Source organism: Archangium sp. (assembly GCF_036388035.1).
In the GTDB taxonomy this organism is placed as follows: Bacteria; Myxococcota; Myxococcia; order Myxococcales; family Myxococcaceae; genus Archangium.
On the sequence record NZ_DASVSO010000870.1, the window covers coordinates 1 to 15,265 of the forward strand.

The window sequence follows — 15,265 nt, forward strand, 5'->3', positions numbered from 1 at the left end:
CTTCCTGGGAACTCCGAATGTTCGGAGTTCCTCAGCGGAGTGTCCGAAACGCCTCAGCTCCGGAAGGGGTTCTGCAGCAGCACCGTCTCGCCGCGGTCGGCGCCCACGGAGATGCAGACGACGGGCACGCCGCAGATCTCCTCCACCCGGCGCACGTAGCGCTTGGCGTTCTCCGGCATCTCGTCGAAGGTGCGCACCCCGGCGAGCTTCTCGTCCCAGCCCGGCATCGTCTCGTAGATGGGCTTGACGCGGGCGAGGTCCTCGTAGTCCCCGGGCAGCTCGGTGATGCGCTTGCCGTCCAGCTCGTAGGCGTTGCAGATCTGCACCGTCTTCAGGCCGGAGAGCACGTCCATCTTGGTGAGCGCCATGCCCCACAGGCCGTTGACGCGCACCGCGTAGCGCAGCACCACGCCGTCCAGCCAGCCGCAGCGGCGCGGGCGGCCCGTGGTGGCGCCGAACTCGTCACCCACCTTGCGCAGCCGCTCGCCCGTCTCGTCCGTCAGCTCCGTGGGGAACGGTCCGCCGCCCACGCGCGTGGTGTAGGCCTTGCTGATGCCCATCACCTTGTCGATCGCCGTGGGGCCCAGGCCCGAGCCCACCGCCGCGTTGCCCGCCACGCAGTTGGAGCTGGTGACGAACGGGTAGGTGCCGTGGTCCACGTCCAGCAGCGTGCCCTGCGCCCCCTCGAAGAGGATGCGCGCCCCGCGCTGCACCTGGCCCGAGAGGTAGAGCGACACGTCCGTCACGTGGGCCCGCAGCCGCTCGCCCAGCGTGGTGAAGTCGTCCTGGAACTTCTGCGCGTCCAGCTCGGGGGGCTGCTCATTGGCGGCGCGGCACAGCTCGCGCAGCTCATCGCGCACGCCCGGGAGCCGCTCGTCGATGCGCTTGCGGAGCCGCTCGGGGTTGAGCAGATCGCGCACGCGGATGCCGCGACGGGCCACCTTGTCCTCATAGGCCGGGCCGATGCCGCGCCCCGTGGTGCCGATGGCGCCCACGCCCCGGGCCTTCTCCCGGTAGGAGTCCAGCAGCTTGTGCCACGGGAAGATGACGTGCGCGTTGTCCGAGATGAGGAAGTGTGAGTCATCCTTGAGGAAGCCGCGCTCCTTGAGGGCGTCGAGCTCCTTCACCAGCACCGCGGGGTCCACCACCACCCCGTTGCCAATGACGCAGGTCTTCCCCGCGTGGAGGATGCCCGAGGGGATGAGGTGCAGGACCGTCTTCTGGCCCCCCACCACCAGGGTGTGGCCGGCGTTGTTGCCCCCCTGGAAGCGCACGACCACCTGGGCGTGCTCGGTGAGCAGGTCCACGACCTTCCCCTTCCCCTCGTCTCCCCACTGCGCTCCGATGACGACGACGTTCGGCATAGTGGGGCCCGCTTAGCACGCACGGGGGCCGGCGTGACAGTGTTCCGCGAAGCCACAGCCCAGTGATTCGCAAACGGCCCGCTCCTTGCCCGGCCACCTGCCACCCACATCCGCCACCACCAGGGCCCGCGCCGCCGCCCGGAGGCGCTCGGCGATGGTGCCCAGATCCGTGGGCAGCGAGGGGAACTCCGGCTCCGGGACGTCCTCGCCCAGGAAGGCCACGCCCACCTGCACGGAGACGCCCTCGCGCACCAGCCGCCGGGAGGCCAGCAGCAGGGCCGACAGGGACTCGGCGTGGGCCTCGGCGCCCCGCGGGTGTCGCTTGCCCGGCTTGAAGGCCACCACCCGCGCCTCCCCCGTCGGCGTCTCCCAGAGCAGGTCCACCTCGCCCTCGAGGGACGCGGCTTCGCTCCCCGGCAGCGCCAGCACGAAGGGCAGCGCGCGATGCACGCTCGTCGTCGGAGAGGCCGCCAGCCGGCGAGCGAAGGCGGTGCCCAGGAAGCGCTCCACGGTGGCGAGCGCCTTCTCGACGCCGTCCTCGCCCTCGTCCCAGCCCGCCCCGTGCACGAGCGTCTCCAGGTGCGCGCGCCGCTCGGGGGCGGGGGCCTGTGCGACACGGAAATCCACGACCCGCAGGAGGCTCAGCGCCCGACTGGCGGGGCTCGGGGCCGGTGAGCCCCAGGACTCCCGCTCGAGGTAGGGCAGCGACTCGCGCGGCGGGGCTTCCCAGGGGGCACCCTGCGCGCGCAGGCCGAGCCCGTGCACATAGCGGTAGCGGCGCGGACAGGTGGCGAAGTCCTGCACGGCCTCGGTGCCCACCACCGACACCTCGGGCGCCGCCGGCGCCATGGCCTCGTGGACGCGCCGCACCGCGGACTCGACGCGGGCCTCCTGCTCCAACGGGTCCACGTCCTCCAGCCCGTCCGACTCCGCGGGCGGAGGCAGCGTCTCCACGTCCAGGTCCTCGACGAGCCCGCGCAGCCGCGTGTCCTCGCTCAGACGCGCGTCGAGCAGACACCACCACGAGTCGGAGGCGCCGCGCTCCTCGCCCCCCGAGAGGATGAGCCTGTCCCTGGCGCGGGTGAGCGCGACGTACAGCACGCGCCGGTACTCGGCCGTCTCGCGCCGCTTCAGCTCGTCCTTCACCTCGTCGAAGCGAGGGGAGCGGTACTTGTCGAGGCTGTCCGGCAGCCACGGGCGCAGGCAAAGGCCATGGGTGCGCTCGAAGAGGGCCCGCCCGCTGGTGAAGCGCCGCATGCCGCCGAGCGCTGGCACCACCACCACGGGCCACTCCAGGCCCTTGGCCCGGTGGATGGTGAGGAGCTGCACCGCGCGCGGGTCTCCCGCCTCCAGCAGATCCGCCTGGGCCTCGGTGGGGTCCTCGTTGGCCAGCCGCTGCAGCTCGCGGGCGAAGCTCACGCACCCACCCGTGCCACGCTCGTCGCGCCGGCCCGCCAGCGCGAGCAGCTTCTCCACGTTCGCGCTCGCCTGCTCCGCGTAGGGAGTCCCCGCGAGCGCCTCGCGGTAGCCCGTCTCCTCCAGCGCCACGCCCAGCAGGGCGCGCACACCGAGCCGGTCCCGCTCGCGCCGCAGCACCGGCAGCACCGCGAGGAAGCGCTCCAGCCGCATGCGCTCCCCGTCGGGCAGCCCCTCCAGGCCGGAGGTGCCCCGGCTCTCCACTTCACGCAGGGAGAGGCCCTCGGGCCCGGCGAGCCGGAAGAGCGAGGCGTCCGACAGCCCCACCAGCGGCGAGCGCAGCACCGCCGCGAAGGAGAGCGTGTCCTCGGGGTCCGCCAGCAGCGACAGCAGCGAGGCCAGGTCCAGCACCTCCTGCGCTCCATAGAAGCCGCGCCCGCGCAGCACCCGGTGCGGAATGCCGTGGCGGATGAGGGCCTGCCGGTACACCTCCAGGTGCGTGAAGGTCCGGAAGAGCATGGCCACGTCGCCGCCACGCGCCGGGCGCAAGCCCTCGCCGTCCTCGCGCGCGATGCAGGGCTCGGCACCCGGGGCCAGCATCACCTTCAGCCGCTTCGCCACCGACTCCGCGTCCGCCAGCCGCAGCTCCCCCGTGGAGAGCTCCTCGTCGTCCAGTTGCAGCCGCTCCACCACCGGAGCGGGCACGAGGGCCGCACGCACCGGCAGCAGGTCATCGCCCTCGGGGTCGTAGACGACTTCGTAGGGGCGCGCCCCACCCTCGCCCGCCACCAGCACGCCCGCGAAGGCCTGGTTGAAGAACCCGAGCAGCGGCGGCACCGAGCGCCGGTTGTGCTGGAGGAAGTCGCGGGCGCCGCCCTCGGCTTCGATCTTCTTCGCCAGCACCTCGAAGACGGACACGTCGGCGCCGCGGAACTCGTAGATGGACTGCTTGCGGTCACCCACCGCGCACAGGAAGGCGGGCTCCAGCGGGAGCGCCTCCACCAGGTTCTCGTCCGGACGCAGCGGGCGCGGGCCGCCCTCGCGCTTCTCGGCCAGCAACAGCACCAGCTCGAGCTGCAGGCGGTTGGTGTCCTGGAACTCGTCCACCAGCAGCACGCCCAGGCGCTCCTGCACCTGACGGCGGAAGTCGGGGAGGTCCCGCAGCAGGTCGCGCGTCTTCACCAGCAGCGCGGTGAAGTCGAGCGCGTTGCGCCGGACGAACTCCTCCTCATGGCGCGCCTCCACCTGCGTGAGCAGCGAGCGGAACGAGGCCTCGAAGGGCGCGGTGCGCCAGCCGGCGTACGCATCCTCCAGCCGCATCACCGAGCCGTCGCTCTTCCCGAAGAGGCTCCAGTACAGCTCCTTCATCGAGTTGCCCGGCTCCTTCTTCAGCCGGCGCACGTCGCGGCCGTCCTCCAGGAAGGCCGCCTTGAGCGAGGGGAGCCGCTCGGGCTCGAAGCAGTTCTCCGGCGTGAGGCCCTTCAGCGAGGCCTCGAGCGACTCGCGCAGGACGCTCCACTCTCCCTTGACGTCCAGCTCGCGCACGGTGTCGCACAGCTTCCGGCACCGCTCGACGAGCTTCTCCAGCCCGGCGCGCGCCTCCTCCACCTTCGAGATGCGGGCGTCCGCCGCGCGCAGGCCCTCCTCGCGCAGCTTGCCGTAGACGGCGACGAGCGAGGACACCAAGCCCTCGGTGAAGTCCGAGCCGGAGAAGGTCAGCTCCTGGCACAGCTCGCGCACGCCCGCGTCACCGGCCTCCAGGGCCTCGAGCACCACGCGCTCGCACACGTCCGTCACCAGCGAGCGGGCCTCCAGCTCGTCGAGCACCTCGAAGGAGGAGTCCACGCCCGAGCCCGGCGGCGCACGGCGCAGCAACTGGCCACACAGCGAGTGGAAGGTGCCCACCGAGGCCGCGCCGAGGTTCTCGCGCAAGGCGCGCCAGGTGTCCCGTGCCGGGAAGGGCTGGCCCAGCCGCTCGAGCGAGGCCCGCAGCTCGGGCTCCAGCACGGCCTTCGGCTCGGCCTGCACGAGCGTGTCCAGGCGGGCCCGGACGCGCGAGCGCATCTCCGCGGCGGCCTTGTCGGTGAACGTCACCATGCACAGCCGCGAGGGCTTGAGGGGCTCGGCCCCCGCGCGCGCGCCGGCCAGCAGGTGCAGCGTCATCGTCACCAGGCTGTACGTCTTGCCCGCGCCGGCACCCGCCATCAGGGCGAGGTTCTTCTCCAGCGCCAGCAGGGAGGTGTCACTCACGGGCACCCTCCTCCTCCACGAGCCGTCGCTCGGTGATGCGGCACACGGGGCGGTAGCCACAGCTCCCGCAGTCCTTCGGTCTCATGGCGAACTCCCCTGCCCTCACGGTCCGCACCAGCGCCTCCACCGCGTTGGCCAGGTTCGGCTTCGCCTCCGCCGCCAGCTTCGCCCGCACCTGTGGCTCCGTGGACAGCAGGTCCTCCAACTCCACCGCGTCCTTCTCCAGCACCTCCGACAGGTGGATGACCTCGCCCGTGCGCAGCGAGAACCACGCGGCCTGACGTGTGTCGCGGTGCCCACTGGCCCGCGCCGCGTACAGGTACAGGGGAAGCTGGAAGTCCGAGTCGAGCAGCTTCTTCCTCAGCTCCGACCGGGAGAGCTTGCCGGACTTGTAGTCGATGACGCCCACCTGCCCCGCGCCCATGTCGAGCCGGTCGATGGTGCCCTCGAAGTGGATGACGTCCTCGCCCACCTTCAGCGTCACCTCGTTCCAGCCCTCGGCCGGGTTGCGAGGCCCGAAGCGCAGCTCGAAGCCCGAGGGGCTGAAGCGCTCGAAGGGCAGGCCCCGCCGCTCGTCCAGGAGGATGCGGCGCACCATGTTCTTCGCCCGCTCGCGCGCCAGACGCCACAGCGCCGGGTGGCCCACGTAGTGGCGCTGCTCGAAGTGCGCCCGCACCTCGTCGAGCACCGTATCCAGGAAGGGCTCCGGGATCTCGTCGAGGCCCATGCCCAGCAGGTTGCGCTCCTTGAGCCGCTTGAAGAACTCCTCCAGCACCCGGTGCCAGAAGATGCCCTGCCCCCGGCGGTCGAACTCCTCGCCCGGCTGCTCCGGCTCGGGCACCTTCAGCCCGTAGGACAGGAACCCCTGGAAGCCGCAGTTGCCGAAGCGCGCGAGCGCCGAGGCGGACAGCGGACGCGTAGCGTCGAAGCGGAAGGCCTCCCGGAGCGCCTCGCCCAGGGCCGGGTCGTCCACCACGCCGGTGTAGCGGCCCGCGCGCTTCCCCGCGTCTCCGAAGAAGTGCAGCCGCTCGAGCTCCACCTGCACCATCTCGCGCGCGGCGGCGAGCCACGGCGCGTCCCCGAAGCGACGCTTGAGCAGGTTGCGGGCCGGATCCGGCGCGGAGACGCGCAGCTTCTCCATCGCGAGCGACTCCAGCACCACGCGCTGGCGCAGCTCCGACTCCGTGAGCACCTCGTCGAGCGGCGCGATGGCCGGCAGCGAGCGCGCCGTCCACGTCTCGCCCGTCAGCCGCCGGACCTCCTCCAGGAAGGCGGAGGGCCCCTGCTCCTGCCCGCCCGGCCCCTCCACCGAGAAGGACAGGCTCACCGACTGCTCCGCGGTGGCCAGGACGCTGGCGAACAGGAGCCGATCCTCGGTGAGACGCCACTGCGCCCGGTCCTCGAACTCGCCACCGGTGAGGCGGAAGACGTCCCGGCTCAGGTGCTTGTTGAGGGAGTGGCGCTCGGAGTCCCCCAGCAGCGGGCTGGGCTCCTCGCGGCCCGGGAAGCGGCCCTCGGCCACGCCCCCGAGGAAGACGTGCCCGAAGGTGCGCCCCTCCAGCTCGCGGACGTCCAGCACCTCCACGGCGCCCAGCGTGGGCCCGCGCGCGGGCAGGTGCACGTCCCGCATCACATCCTGCAACCAGCGGCCGAAGGTGCGCCGCCGCAACCGGGGCCCACCCCCCACCGCCGCGAGCGTCCGCTCCAGCTCCCGCACCCGCATCGTGAGCGCCACCCGCGCGGCATCGTCCCGGGCCCGGGCCTCCAGCGCGAGTGTGCCCAGGCCCTCGTCCGCGTGCGCCTCCATCGCGCCTTCCGAGTCCAACAACCCGAGCCGCTGCACCACCTGCCACCACGCGGCGAGCAGCTCCGAGGCACGCCCCTGCTCCGGAATGCGGCGGCAGGACTCCAGCAGGAAGAGGCACCGCTCGCGCAGCACGCGGGCCTCGTGGGCGCGCCGCTGCTCCCTCGGGCGCACCTGCTCCGGCATCGGCTCCAGACGCTTCGCCAGGGCCTCCAGGCGGAGGTCATAGGCGCCCTTCCCGCGCGTCGCGCCCAGCCGGTCGTCCCGGACGGCCGCGAGCGTGAGGAGCGTCGCCGGAGCCTCGGGGGCGCCCCGGGAGAGCGCGGGCGCGTAGCGGCTGGAGACGAGCTCCGCCACGCGCTCGGCGGGGAAGCCGTCCTCCACGAGCAGGGGCAGGTCCAGCGCGAGGCGCACCGGGCCCGTCAGCGCGAGCGGCTCGCCCCAGGGCAGGCGCACGGGGACACCGAGCTCCGCGAAGGCATCCGCCACCCAGCGGACCTCCGGCCCCAGGTCGCGCCAGGCCACGGCGATGCTCCCGGGCGGCACTCCGTCCGACACCAGCCGGCGCACGTCCCGGGCGATGAGGCGGGCCTCGTCGCGGGCCGCTCCGGCGCTCCACATCCGCAGGCCCTCCACCGCGCCCTGGAGCACGTCCTTGCGCGCGTGGGGCGAGAAGAGGTGGCGGCCGAGCTCCAGCATGGGGCGAGACTCGAAGGTGACGTCCGCCTTGAAGAGGTCCACGTGGGGGAGAGCCTCGCCCCGGTTCTCGAAGGCGCGGAAGAGGGCCGCCAGGGCCGCGTCCGCCACCGGCGAGCCGCCCACCGGCGTCTCTACGCGCAGGGTCACCTTGCGCGCGGCGCAGGCAGCCGCCAGGGCCATCAGCAGCTCCAACCCCGAGGGCCGGACGTCATAGACGCCGTGCAGCACGAGGGTGCCCACGTCGTCCCAGGCCGCGGGCCAGGCGTTTCGCTCCAGGGCCTCGCGCGCCCCGCGCACCACGTCCTCGCGGTCCGCGAGGCCCAGCTCGGCCATCTTCTGCTCATACGCGTGGTGCAGGAGGGCGAGCATCCGGACGCGGTTGCGCCGCTCGGGAGGGAGCACCTCCAGGGCATCCTGCAGCTCGCGCGGAGAGAGCCGGCCCGCCTTGAGGTCCAGCAGCACGTCCAGGGCGGCACGGGCGAAGGCGGGCTCGTGGACGAAGTCGCCGAAGGGCGTGTCGCCCAGTCCCTGGGCGAGCGAGGCCACCACGGTGCGCGCGGTGAGGGGCGAGCACGGGCGCCGGCCCAGCTCTCGGGCTCCACCGAGGGCCTCCAGGAAGCCATCCCAGGTGAAGAAGGAGTCCCCTCGGACGAGCCCGGCCGAACTCCGGACGGCACGTAGGGCCGCCTGACGGCGACCGTTGTCGGAGAAGACCTGGAGGGTTCGACGGGCGTCAGACATACGGGGCAGAGGATTCTAGAACGAGGCGGAAGCCGCTTTTATGCTCGATGCCATGCCCTCCGCCCTCTGTTTTCTAGCACTCGCTTCCCTGGTCGCCTCCTCCCCGGTCTCCGCCGAGGCCCTCCCGGCCGCCCAGCAGGCCTCCGACACGCCGACGCTCCACGCGCTCAAGTTCAACTGGGGGCGGGACGCGGCCATCACAGGCGCGGGCGCATTGCTGTGGGTGGGCAGTGAGGCCCTCTTCAAGGAGAAGCTCGCCCCCGACAGGTGCAAGTGGTGCGACCGCTCGGCCGACGGCACCGACACCTTGAACGGGCTGGATGCGTGGGGCCGCAACCTCGGGGCGGAGACGGCCGAGGGCCGCAAGCGCTGGGACACGTGGAGCAACGTCGTGGACTTCGGCGTGCTGCCGGTGGGCGTGTTCGGGGCGCAGTACCTGCTGTCCTCGGGGAGTGGAGCGCCGACGCGCTACTTCGCGGAGGATGCCGCCATCATCCTGGAGTCGTTCGTGGTGAGCCAGTTGACCAACCAGGTGGTGAAGTTCGCCGTGGGCCGTGAGCGCCCCTTCGTCCACCGGCTGCCCGAGGACCAGAAGCTCCTCACCGAGCACCCCACCGACAACAACCTGTCCTTCTACAGCGGGCACACCGCCATGGCCTTCTCGCTCGTGACGGCGGCGGGCACGGTGTCCGAGCTGCGCGGGTACAAGAATCGCTGGCTCATCTGGGCCGTGGGCCTGCCGGTGGCGACCTCGGTGGGGCTGCTGCGCATGGGCGCGGACAAGCACTACCTCACGGACGTGCTGACGGGCGCGGTGGCGGGCTCCCTTTTCGGCGTGGGCGTGCCCCTGCTGCTGCACGGGCGCCAGCCGGAGCCCCAGTCGCGGAACACGGGCGTGTCGATGCAGGTGTCCGGCAACCTGGGCGGTGTCATGGTGTCCGGGCGCTTCTGAGCGGCTGTTGCTCTACCCCAGCGCTTCCCTCAGGCGCCGCTCGATCTCATCCGCGGCGTGCGTCTCGGCGCCCTCGGTGCTGGCGCGGGCGCCGAGTGCCTTCGCCCGCTCGCGGACGTGCGGCTGCTCCACGTCCCGGAGTGCCGCGATCAGGCTGTCCACGCCCAGCGCTCGCCGTGACAGCATCGTCCCGATGCCCTTCTGCCGCACGAGGTGTCCCCAGACGTCCTGTGCGAAGAAGGCGGGAATGATGACCGAGGGCACGCCCGCCGTGGCCACGGCCCCCGTCGTCCCGGCGCCTCCGTGGTGCACGACCGCGCTCACCCGGGGGAAGAGCCAGTCGTGCGGCAGGTTGTCATCCACGTACACGTTCGCCGGAAATGCGCTCCGCCCGTCCACGGTGTTGCGGTGGAGGACTCCCCGCTGGCCCATGACGCGCAGGGCCTCGAGGAGGATGTCCGTCACGGCCGTCCTGTCGTGCACGCCCCAGCTCCCAAACCCGATGTAGACGGGGGGTGCTCCCGCGGCGATGAAGTCCTGCAATCGCGCGTCGGGTTGCTGCTGCGTCGGGGAGCGCCAGCGGCCAGTCTGGACGAACCAGTCGGGCCAGTCGTCGGGCCGCTCCACGAGCTCGCGGCTCCACGCCGCCAACACCGGTAACCGGTAGAGGAGCCCGGGGCGGTGGAACTCGCCGAGGAGGTCCACCGGCAACCGGTGCTCCCTCCGCCACGCGTTCACCAGGTCCCACGTGAAGAGCCCGCTGGCGAGGTTCTTCAATCGGGTCGTGGCGAGGTTGACGAGCGCGCCGCGCTCCTGGATGCGGTTGTCGGAGACGCAATAGCGCCGCGTCGGGATGAAGCCCGGATCGAAGAAGGCCTGGAAGATGGGGAGGCCGCGCCGCTCGGCGACATGAAGCGCGGGGCCCGTGAAGGCGGCGTTGTTGAGGAGGACGTCGGCCCCCTCGGTCGCCTTCCAGAACTGCCGGAACTGTGGCGGCACCATGCGCCGGGTCCACGAGACGAAGAGCTTCACCCCGTCCGGCCCCCCGTCGCTGCTCGCGAGGGCGTGCATCAGCTCCTCGGTGCCGTCCTCCTCCAGCTCGAAGAAGTCGAGCCCGTGCTCCTCGACGAAGGAGCGGAACGGCGCGCGTGCCGCGAGCACGACCCGGTGCCCCCTGCGAACGAGCTCGGCCCCGAGGGCGACGAAGGGCTGCACATCCCCCCGAGAGCCCCACGTGAGCGCGACGAACCGGAAGGAGGGCTTGCGCTGGAAGTGGCGCAGGTACTCCCGGGGCCAGAGGGTCCACTTCGGCTCCGCCATGCTCAGTAGCCCGCCTCCACGGGCCCGGGCTCCGACGGCCGCGGCAGCGCGCCCAGGCCCCACGGCTGCCCGGCCCGCCACGACACCTCGCCGGAGATGCCCCACCCGGCGCACACCACCTCGCGGCCCTGGAACTCCATCCAGAACACCGACTCGTCGGGCCGCGCCGCCTGATCCAGGCACGCCACGCGCGTGGGGGTCCGCCCCCCATGGCCCCCGAGCGCCACCGCGAAGGCCTTGTGCGAGTGCCCGCACATCACCCACTTCGGGTGGATCGTCTCCACCAGCCGCCGGGTGAGGGGGTTGCCAATCCAGTACGACGGCAGCGTGCGGCCCGGCGGCGGCTCTCCCTGCTCCCGAGCGCGCTGCGGCAGGCCCCTCGGCCACTCGTGCACCAACATCAGGTCCACGTCCCGCAGCGTCGCCACCTTCTCCACCTCGGGCGCGCGGAAGTAGCCGGCCTGCTTCGCCGTGTCGAGCGAGCGCGGCCGCTTCAAGGGCTGCTCGTAGAAGCGCGGCGCGTGGATGCCCGACAGGTACCCCACCCGCAGCCCGTTGAGCACCTTCAGGCCCGCGCGCCCCAGGTAGTGCACGTTCGGCGCGAGCTGCAGGCCCTCTGGCGAGTCGTGCAGCGCCTCGAAGTCCTCGTTGTTGCCGGCGATGAAGTACAGCGGCCGCTTCATCGTCCGCACGCCGTCCGCGTACTCGGCGAACTCGGCGGGCATGGCGCGCTTGGCCGCCTTGCGCCGGTGGTCGTCCGCGTGCCGGAAGGCCTCCACGTCCCCCACCGCCAGCACCAGGTCCACCGCACGGCCCCGCGCCTCCGCCAACGCGTCGAGCCACGACTCCACGCGGTGGAAGCGACCGTGGATGTCTCCCACACCGACGACCAGCAGGGACTCCGGAGCCATGATGCCCACCACCCTGCCCCGAGGCGCGTTCCCTGTCGAGTGGGATCTCCCCGCGCTGTGTCAAAAAGGAAAAGGGGCGCCCCCACAGGAGCGCCCCCTCTGGCCCATGCACTCCCGGTCCTAGCAGCCCACCGGGTAGGTGATCTCCACCGAGGCCCCGGGGGCAGGCGCCGCGTTCGCCTCGAAGATGACGCTGTTGCCGACCCCGTCGTACGTCCACCCCGTCGTCACCTGCACCCCGTCCACCCTCACCACGATGCGCGAGCGGTCCGAGGGCTTCTCACTGAGTGGGAAGGTGCGGTTGGGACCGAAGGCGCTCTCCGAGAGCTTCTCCAGCGAGGCGGCCCAGTTGGGCGTGCAGATGCTCTCCACCACGCCGCCCGTGGCCTCGGCGAGCTGGATGTAGCGGTTGCCGGAGCTGCTGGCCTTGGGGCAGGAGCCCAGGTCCTTGGGCCCGGCGATGGCCGAGAAGATGACCTTCGAGACGTCTCCACCCTTCAGCCCCTTGAGGAACGTCTCGTAGAAGGACACCGGCTGGGGCGAGAAGTCCTCCTCGTCGGTGATGACGATGACGGCCAGCTTGGCGTCCTGGCGCAGGAAGTTGGCGTTGCCGTCATTGGCCAGCGGGGTGCGCGTGTCATCCACGTTGAAGACGAGCGGCTCGGAGAGGGCGCGGTACATGGCCTCCAGGCCCAGCTCGTTCCAGTGGCACACGCCCACCTGCGTGTTGCGCGCGAAGACGGCCTCGGCCGACGGCGTGGAGGGGGTGATGATGCGCGGCGAGGAGCCGTCCACGGGGAAGAAGCGCCCGTTCTCACCGCCCTCGGCGCCACCCGGGCACATCGCCCAGCCGCCCGAGGAGCGCTCGATGCCGGTGGTGGTGACGGAGATGTGGTAGTCCACGCCCGCGGCGGCCGCGTGGGTGAGGAAGGCCGTGAAGTTCTGCCCCAGGCTCTGCTGCTCGTCCATCATCGAGCCCGAGTTGTCCACCACGAAGAGCACATCCACCTTGGCCTCGGCCTGCTGGACGAAGTCGTCGGTCTGGTCGGTCTTCAGCTCGCCCTTGCCCACCAGGCCCACCGTGTAGGGCGAGCCCGTGCCCAGCTTGAACCGGAGCGCGGCCGCGTCATCCCCGTCGCTCTGCGGATCGTACGTCACCTTGATGCGCGTCTCGCTGTTGGCGCCGAGCACCGCCGGGAAGCGGAGGCCGTGCGTCAGCTTGAAGTCGCCCGCGTCGCCCTCGAGGTCCATCCCCGCCAGCGTCGTGGTGCCGGGGCACTTGTTGTAGACGACCAGCTCGCGATCCTTCGGCCCGCAGGTGAGCCGCGCGACGCCGAAGTTGAGGTTGGTGGGCTGCACGGAGAAGCAGCCCTGCACGCCCTGACCGCGCAGCGGCATCTGAATGTGGCCGTTGGACGGGTGGTTGACCCAGCCCTCGGCCAGGCCGGAGAACTCGCCCTCCCCGCTCGGCTTGAAGCGCACGAGCAGCAGGGCCCGCTGCCCCGGCTTGAGCACGGTGTTGCTCGTCTTGTCCGCGGCGAAGGACGCGTCCGAGCCCTCCGCGAGCCGCATCCCCGCCAGGTAGCACTCGGTGGGGCCGGTGTTGTGCACCGCCGCGCTGAGCGTCACCTCGGAGCCCACCGGCACGTTGCCGAAGTCCACCGTGGCCGGCGTGACCTTGTACTGGCAGGGCGAGAACACCTTGCCCGTGCCCAGCACCTTCACCACCTCGGTGGACGTGCTGCGCCCGTCGAGCACCTTGACGGAGAGCTCCGCCTCACCCGCCCCGATGCCGGCGCGCGGCCTGAAGGTGATGGGCACCGAGGCGGACTGGCCCGCGGCGATGGGCATGCTGGCGGGCGCCTGCGCCAGGAGGAAGTAGCCACCCTTCTTCGTGGAGAGCTTCACGTCGCTCAGCAGCACATCGTTGCGGCAGCGGTTCACCACATGCACGTCCCGGGTGGCGCTCATGCCCTCGGCCACCTGACCGAAGTCGAGCGGATCCGGCTGCAACATCACACACGAGGCGCCGCCCTCACCCGACAGCGCCACCTTGGGCCCCGGCTTGGTGGTGCCCTGGGGCCGCACGTCGACCTCCAGCCGCGCGGCGCGCACGGGGCCGCTGGCGGTGGGCGAGAAGGCCACCCGGAGCTCGATGACCGCGCCCGCGGCGAGCACGTTGCCCGCGAGCGAGGGCGCGCTCACCACGCGGAAGGCGCCACTCACGTTGTCCAGCAGCTTCACCCCGCCGTACGTCATGGGCTCGGTGCCCAGGTTGCGCACGGTGATGCGCTCCTCGGCGGTGGCGCCCGGCGACACGCGGCCAAAGTCCACCCGCAGGGGCGTCACCTCGAGCTGCGCGGCGATGCCCGTGCCGGTGAGCTGCACCACGGTGGGCTCGCACGTGGGGCACACCGCCACGCGCGCGATGGCCTGGGCCGAGCCCAGCCGATCCGGGGTGAAGGACAGCGGCACCCGGCGCTCCTCGCCTGGCGCCAGCATGAAGGGCTTCCCCGCCTCGCTGGAGCCGAACTCGTCCGCGTCCGCCCCGTCCATGTCCACGCGCACCGGGCTCTGCACCTGCGAGGGGTTGCGCACCACCAGCTCGCGCAGCTCCACGTTGCCCATCTCCACGTTGCCAAAGTCGAGCGCGGACGTGTTCAGCTCCACCCACGCCTTGACGCCCCGCCCGTCCACGCCCAGCCGCGCCACGCCCTCCTGGCCCACGTTGTCGGCGTCGGTGAGCACGTCCAGCATGCCCTGCACCGAGCCCTCCACGTCCGGCGTGAAGCGCACCTCCAGCTCCCGCTCGCCCCCCGCCTTCAGCTCGAAGGCGTCGAAGGGCAGCACCTCCACGTTGGGCAGACTGGCCGTCGCCCCGTGAACGGTGAAGGGAGCGCGGCCCCGGTTGGACAGCCGCACCTTCATCGTCTTGGTAACACCCACCGCCGAGAGGCCAAACTCCAGCTTCTCCGGGGATGCGCCCAGACCCGACTGGGCCCGTTGCGACGCCGGCCGCTCGCAGCCCGAGCCGCTCAGGGCCAACACGCACGCTGCCACGCACACCCAGCGCAATCCGACCATTGCAGCCTCCACCGGACTGGCGCTCGCACCGTATGCGCGCGCACCAGCCATACCTGGGGTGAGGGCCTCTGCAACCTCGGGGCCTGGGGATAAAAAACTGCCCACTGACGCGACAAGTCGCGGGACTGAGAGGAAAACTCTTGGACCTGGGCGCGAAACAAACTGCCCGCCGCTCCGCGTCCTTTGAAAAGATTTCCGGAGTGCCCGACAGGTAACGGGTAAAAACAGGAACCCGCCAGGACAGGAAGGGGAACCACGAACTCCTGGCTCAGGCAGAAGGTCGGGAGGCCAGGACGAGCAGGCGAGGAGCCAGGCCCGTGCCCCACAGCACGCCGCCCATGCAGATCAGCGCGCCCACCACCGCGAGCGGCTGGAGGGGCTCGCCCAGCAGCAGCGCGCCGAGCATCCACGAGAAGGCGGGGGTGAGCTGGGTGGTGATTCCACCTACCGCCGTCGTCGTCACGTGGGCCATGGCGTAGGTGAAGATCATCTGCGCGGCCACCGAGGACAGGCCCACGCCGAGCAGCGGCAGCAGCATGTCCCCGCGCAGGGGCCGCCAGTCCTGGAGCGCGAAGGGCAGGCCGAAGAGCAGTCCAAAGAGGCAGAAGGACAGGAAGATGGAGGAGGCGTCGGTGTCGTGGCGCAGGGCGCGCAGGGCGATGACGGCCGCGCCGCTGAGGACGGCGGACAGCGCCCCGGCCCACGCACCCACTCCCAAGGTGAG

General features: G+C 71.8%; 8 protein-coding genes. 1 reads left to right on the forward strand and 7 read right to left on the reverse strand.

Features of this window, described 5'->3' with window-relative positions:
- Positions 1 to 53: 53 nt before the first annotated feature.
- Genes VF697_RS35775 through VF697_RS35785 form a run of 3 tightly spaced genes read right to left on the reverse strand, consistent with a single transcriptional unit; the run spans position 54 to position 8,274 of the window.
- Positions 54 to 1,364, reverse strand: coding sequence for an adenylosuccinate synthase (locus VF697_RS35775; RefSeq protein ID WP_331102182.1), 1,311 nt, complete (start codon positions 1,362 to 1,364; stop codon positions 54 to 56).
- A gap of 12 nt (positions 1,365 to 1,376) precedes the next feature.
- The gene (locus tag VF697_RS35780) at positions 1,377 to 4,985 is read right to left on the reverse strand and encodes a UvrD-helicase domain-containing protein (RefSeq protein ID WP_331102193.1); all 3,609 of its coding nucleotides are present in this window, start codon (positions 4,983 to 4,985) and stop codon (positions 1,377 to 1,379) included.
- A 37-nt stretch (positions 4,986 to 5,022) separates the two neighbouring features.
- On the reverse strand, positions 5,023 to 8,274 hold the full coding sequence (locus VF697_RS35785) for a PD-(D/E)XK nuclease family protein (protein WP_331102184.1): 3,252 nt from the start codon (positions 8,272 to 8,274) through the stop codon (positions 5,023 to 5,025).
- Between the two features lie 40 nt (positions 8,275 to 8,314).
- Here VF697_RS35785 and VF697_RS35790 point away from each other — a divergent pair, with 40 nt between their 5' ends.
- Positions 8,315 to 9,226, forward strand: a complete 912-nt coding sequence (locus tag VF697_RS35790; RefSeq protein WP_331102185.1) for a phosphatase PAP2 family protein — start codon at positions 8,315 to 8,317, stop codon at positions 9,224 to 9,226.
- A gap of 12 nt (positions 9,227 to 9,238) precedes the next feature.
- On the opposite strand, the gene VF697_RS35795 is transcribed toward VF697_RS35790, so the two are convergent.
- The 4 genes from VF697_RS35795 to VF697_RS35810 form a co-directional block, all read right to left on the reverse strand.
- On the reverse strand, positions 9,239 to 10,546 hold the full coding sequence (locus tag VF697_RS35795; RefSeq protein WP_331102187.1) for a glycosyltransferase: 1,308 nt from the start codon (positions 10,544 to 10,546) through the stop codon (positions 9,239 to 9,241).
- Between the two features lie 2 nt (positions 10,547 to 10,548).
- On the reverse strand, positions 10,549 to 11,457 hold the full coding sequence (locus tag VF697_RS35800; RefSeq protein WP_331102189.1) for a metallophosphoesterase: 909 nt from the start codon (positions 11,455 to 11,457) through the stop codon (positions 10,549 to 10,551).
- Between the two features lie 120 nt (positions 11,458 to 11,577).
- Entirely contained in the window at positions 11,578 to 14,541 is a 2,964-nt protein-coding gene (locus VF697_RS35805; RefSeq protein WP_331102191.1) for a choice-of-anchor D domain-containing protein, read from the reverse strand.
- Positions 14,542 to 14,809: 268 nt separating this feature from the next.
- Positions 14,810 to 15,265: EamA family transporter (locus tag VF697_RS35810; RefSeq protein WP_331102192.1), on the reverse strand; the 456-nt coding region annotated here is incomplete at its 5' end.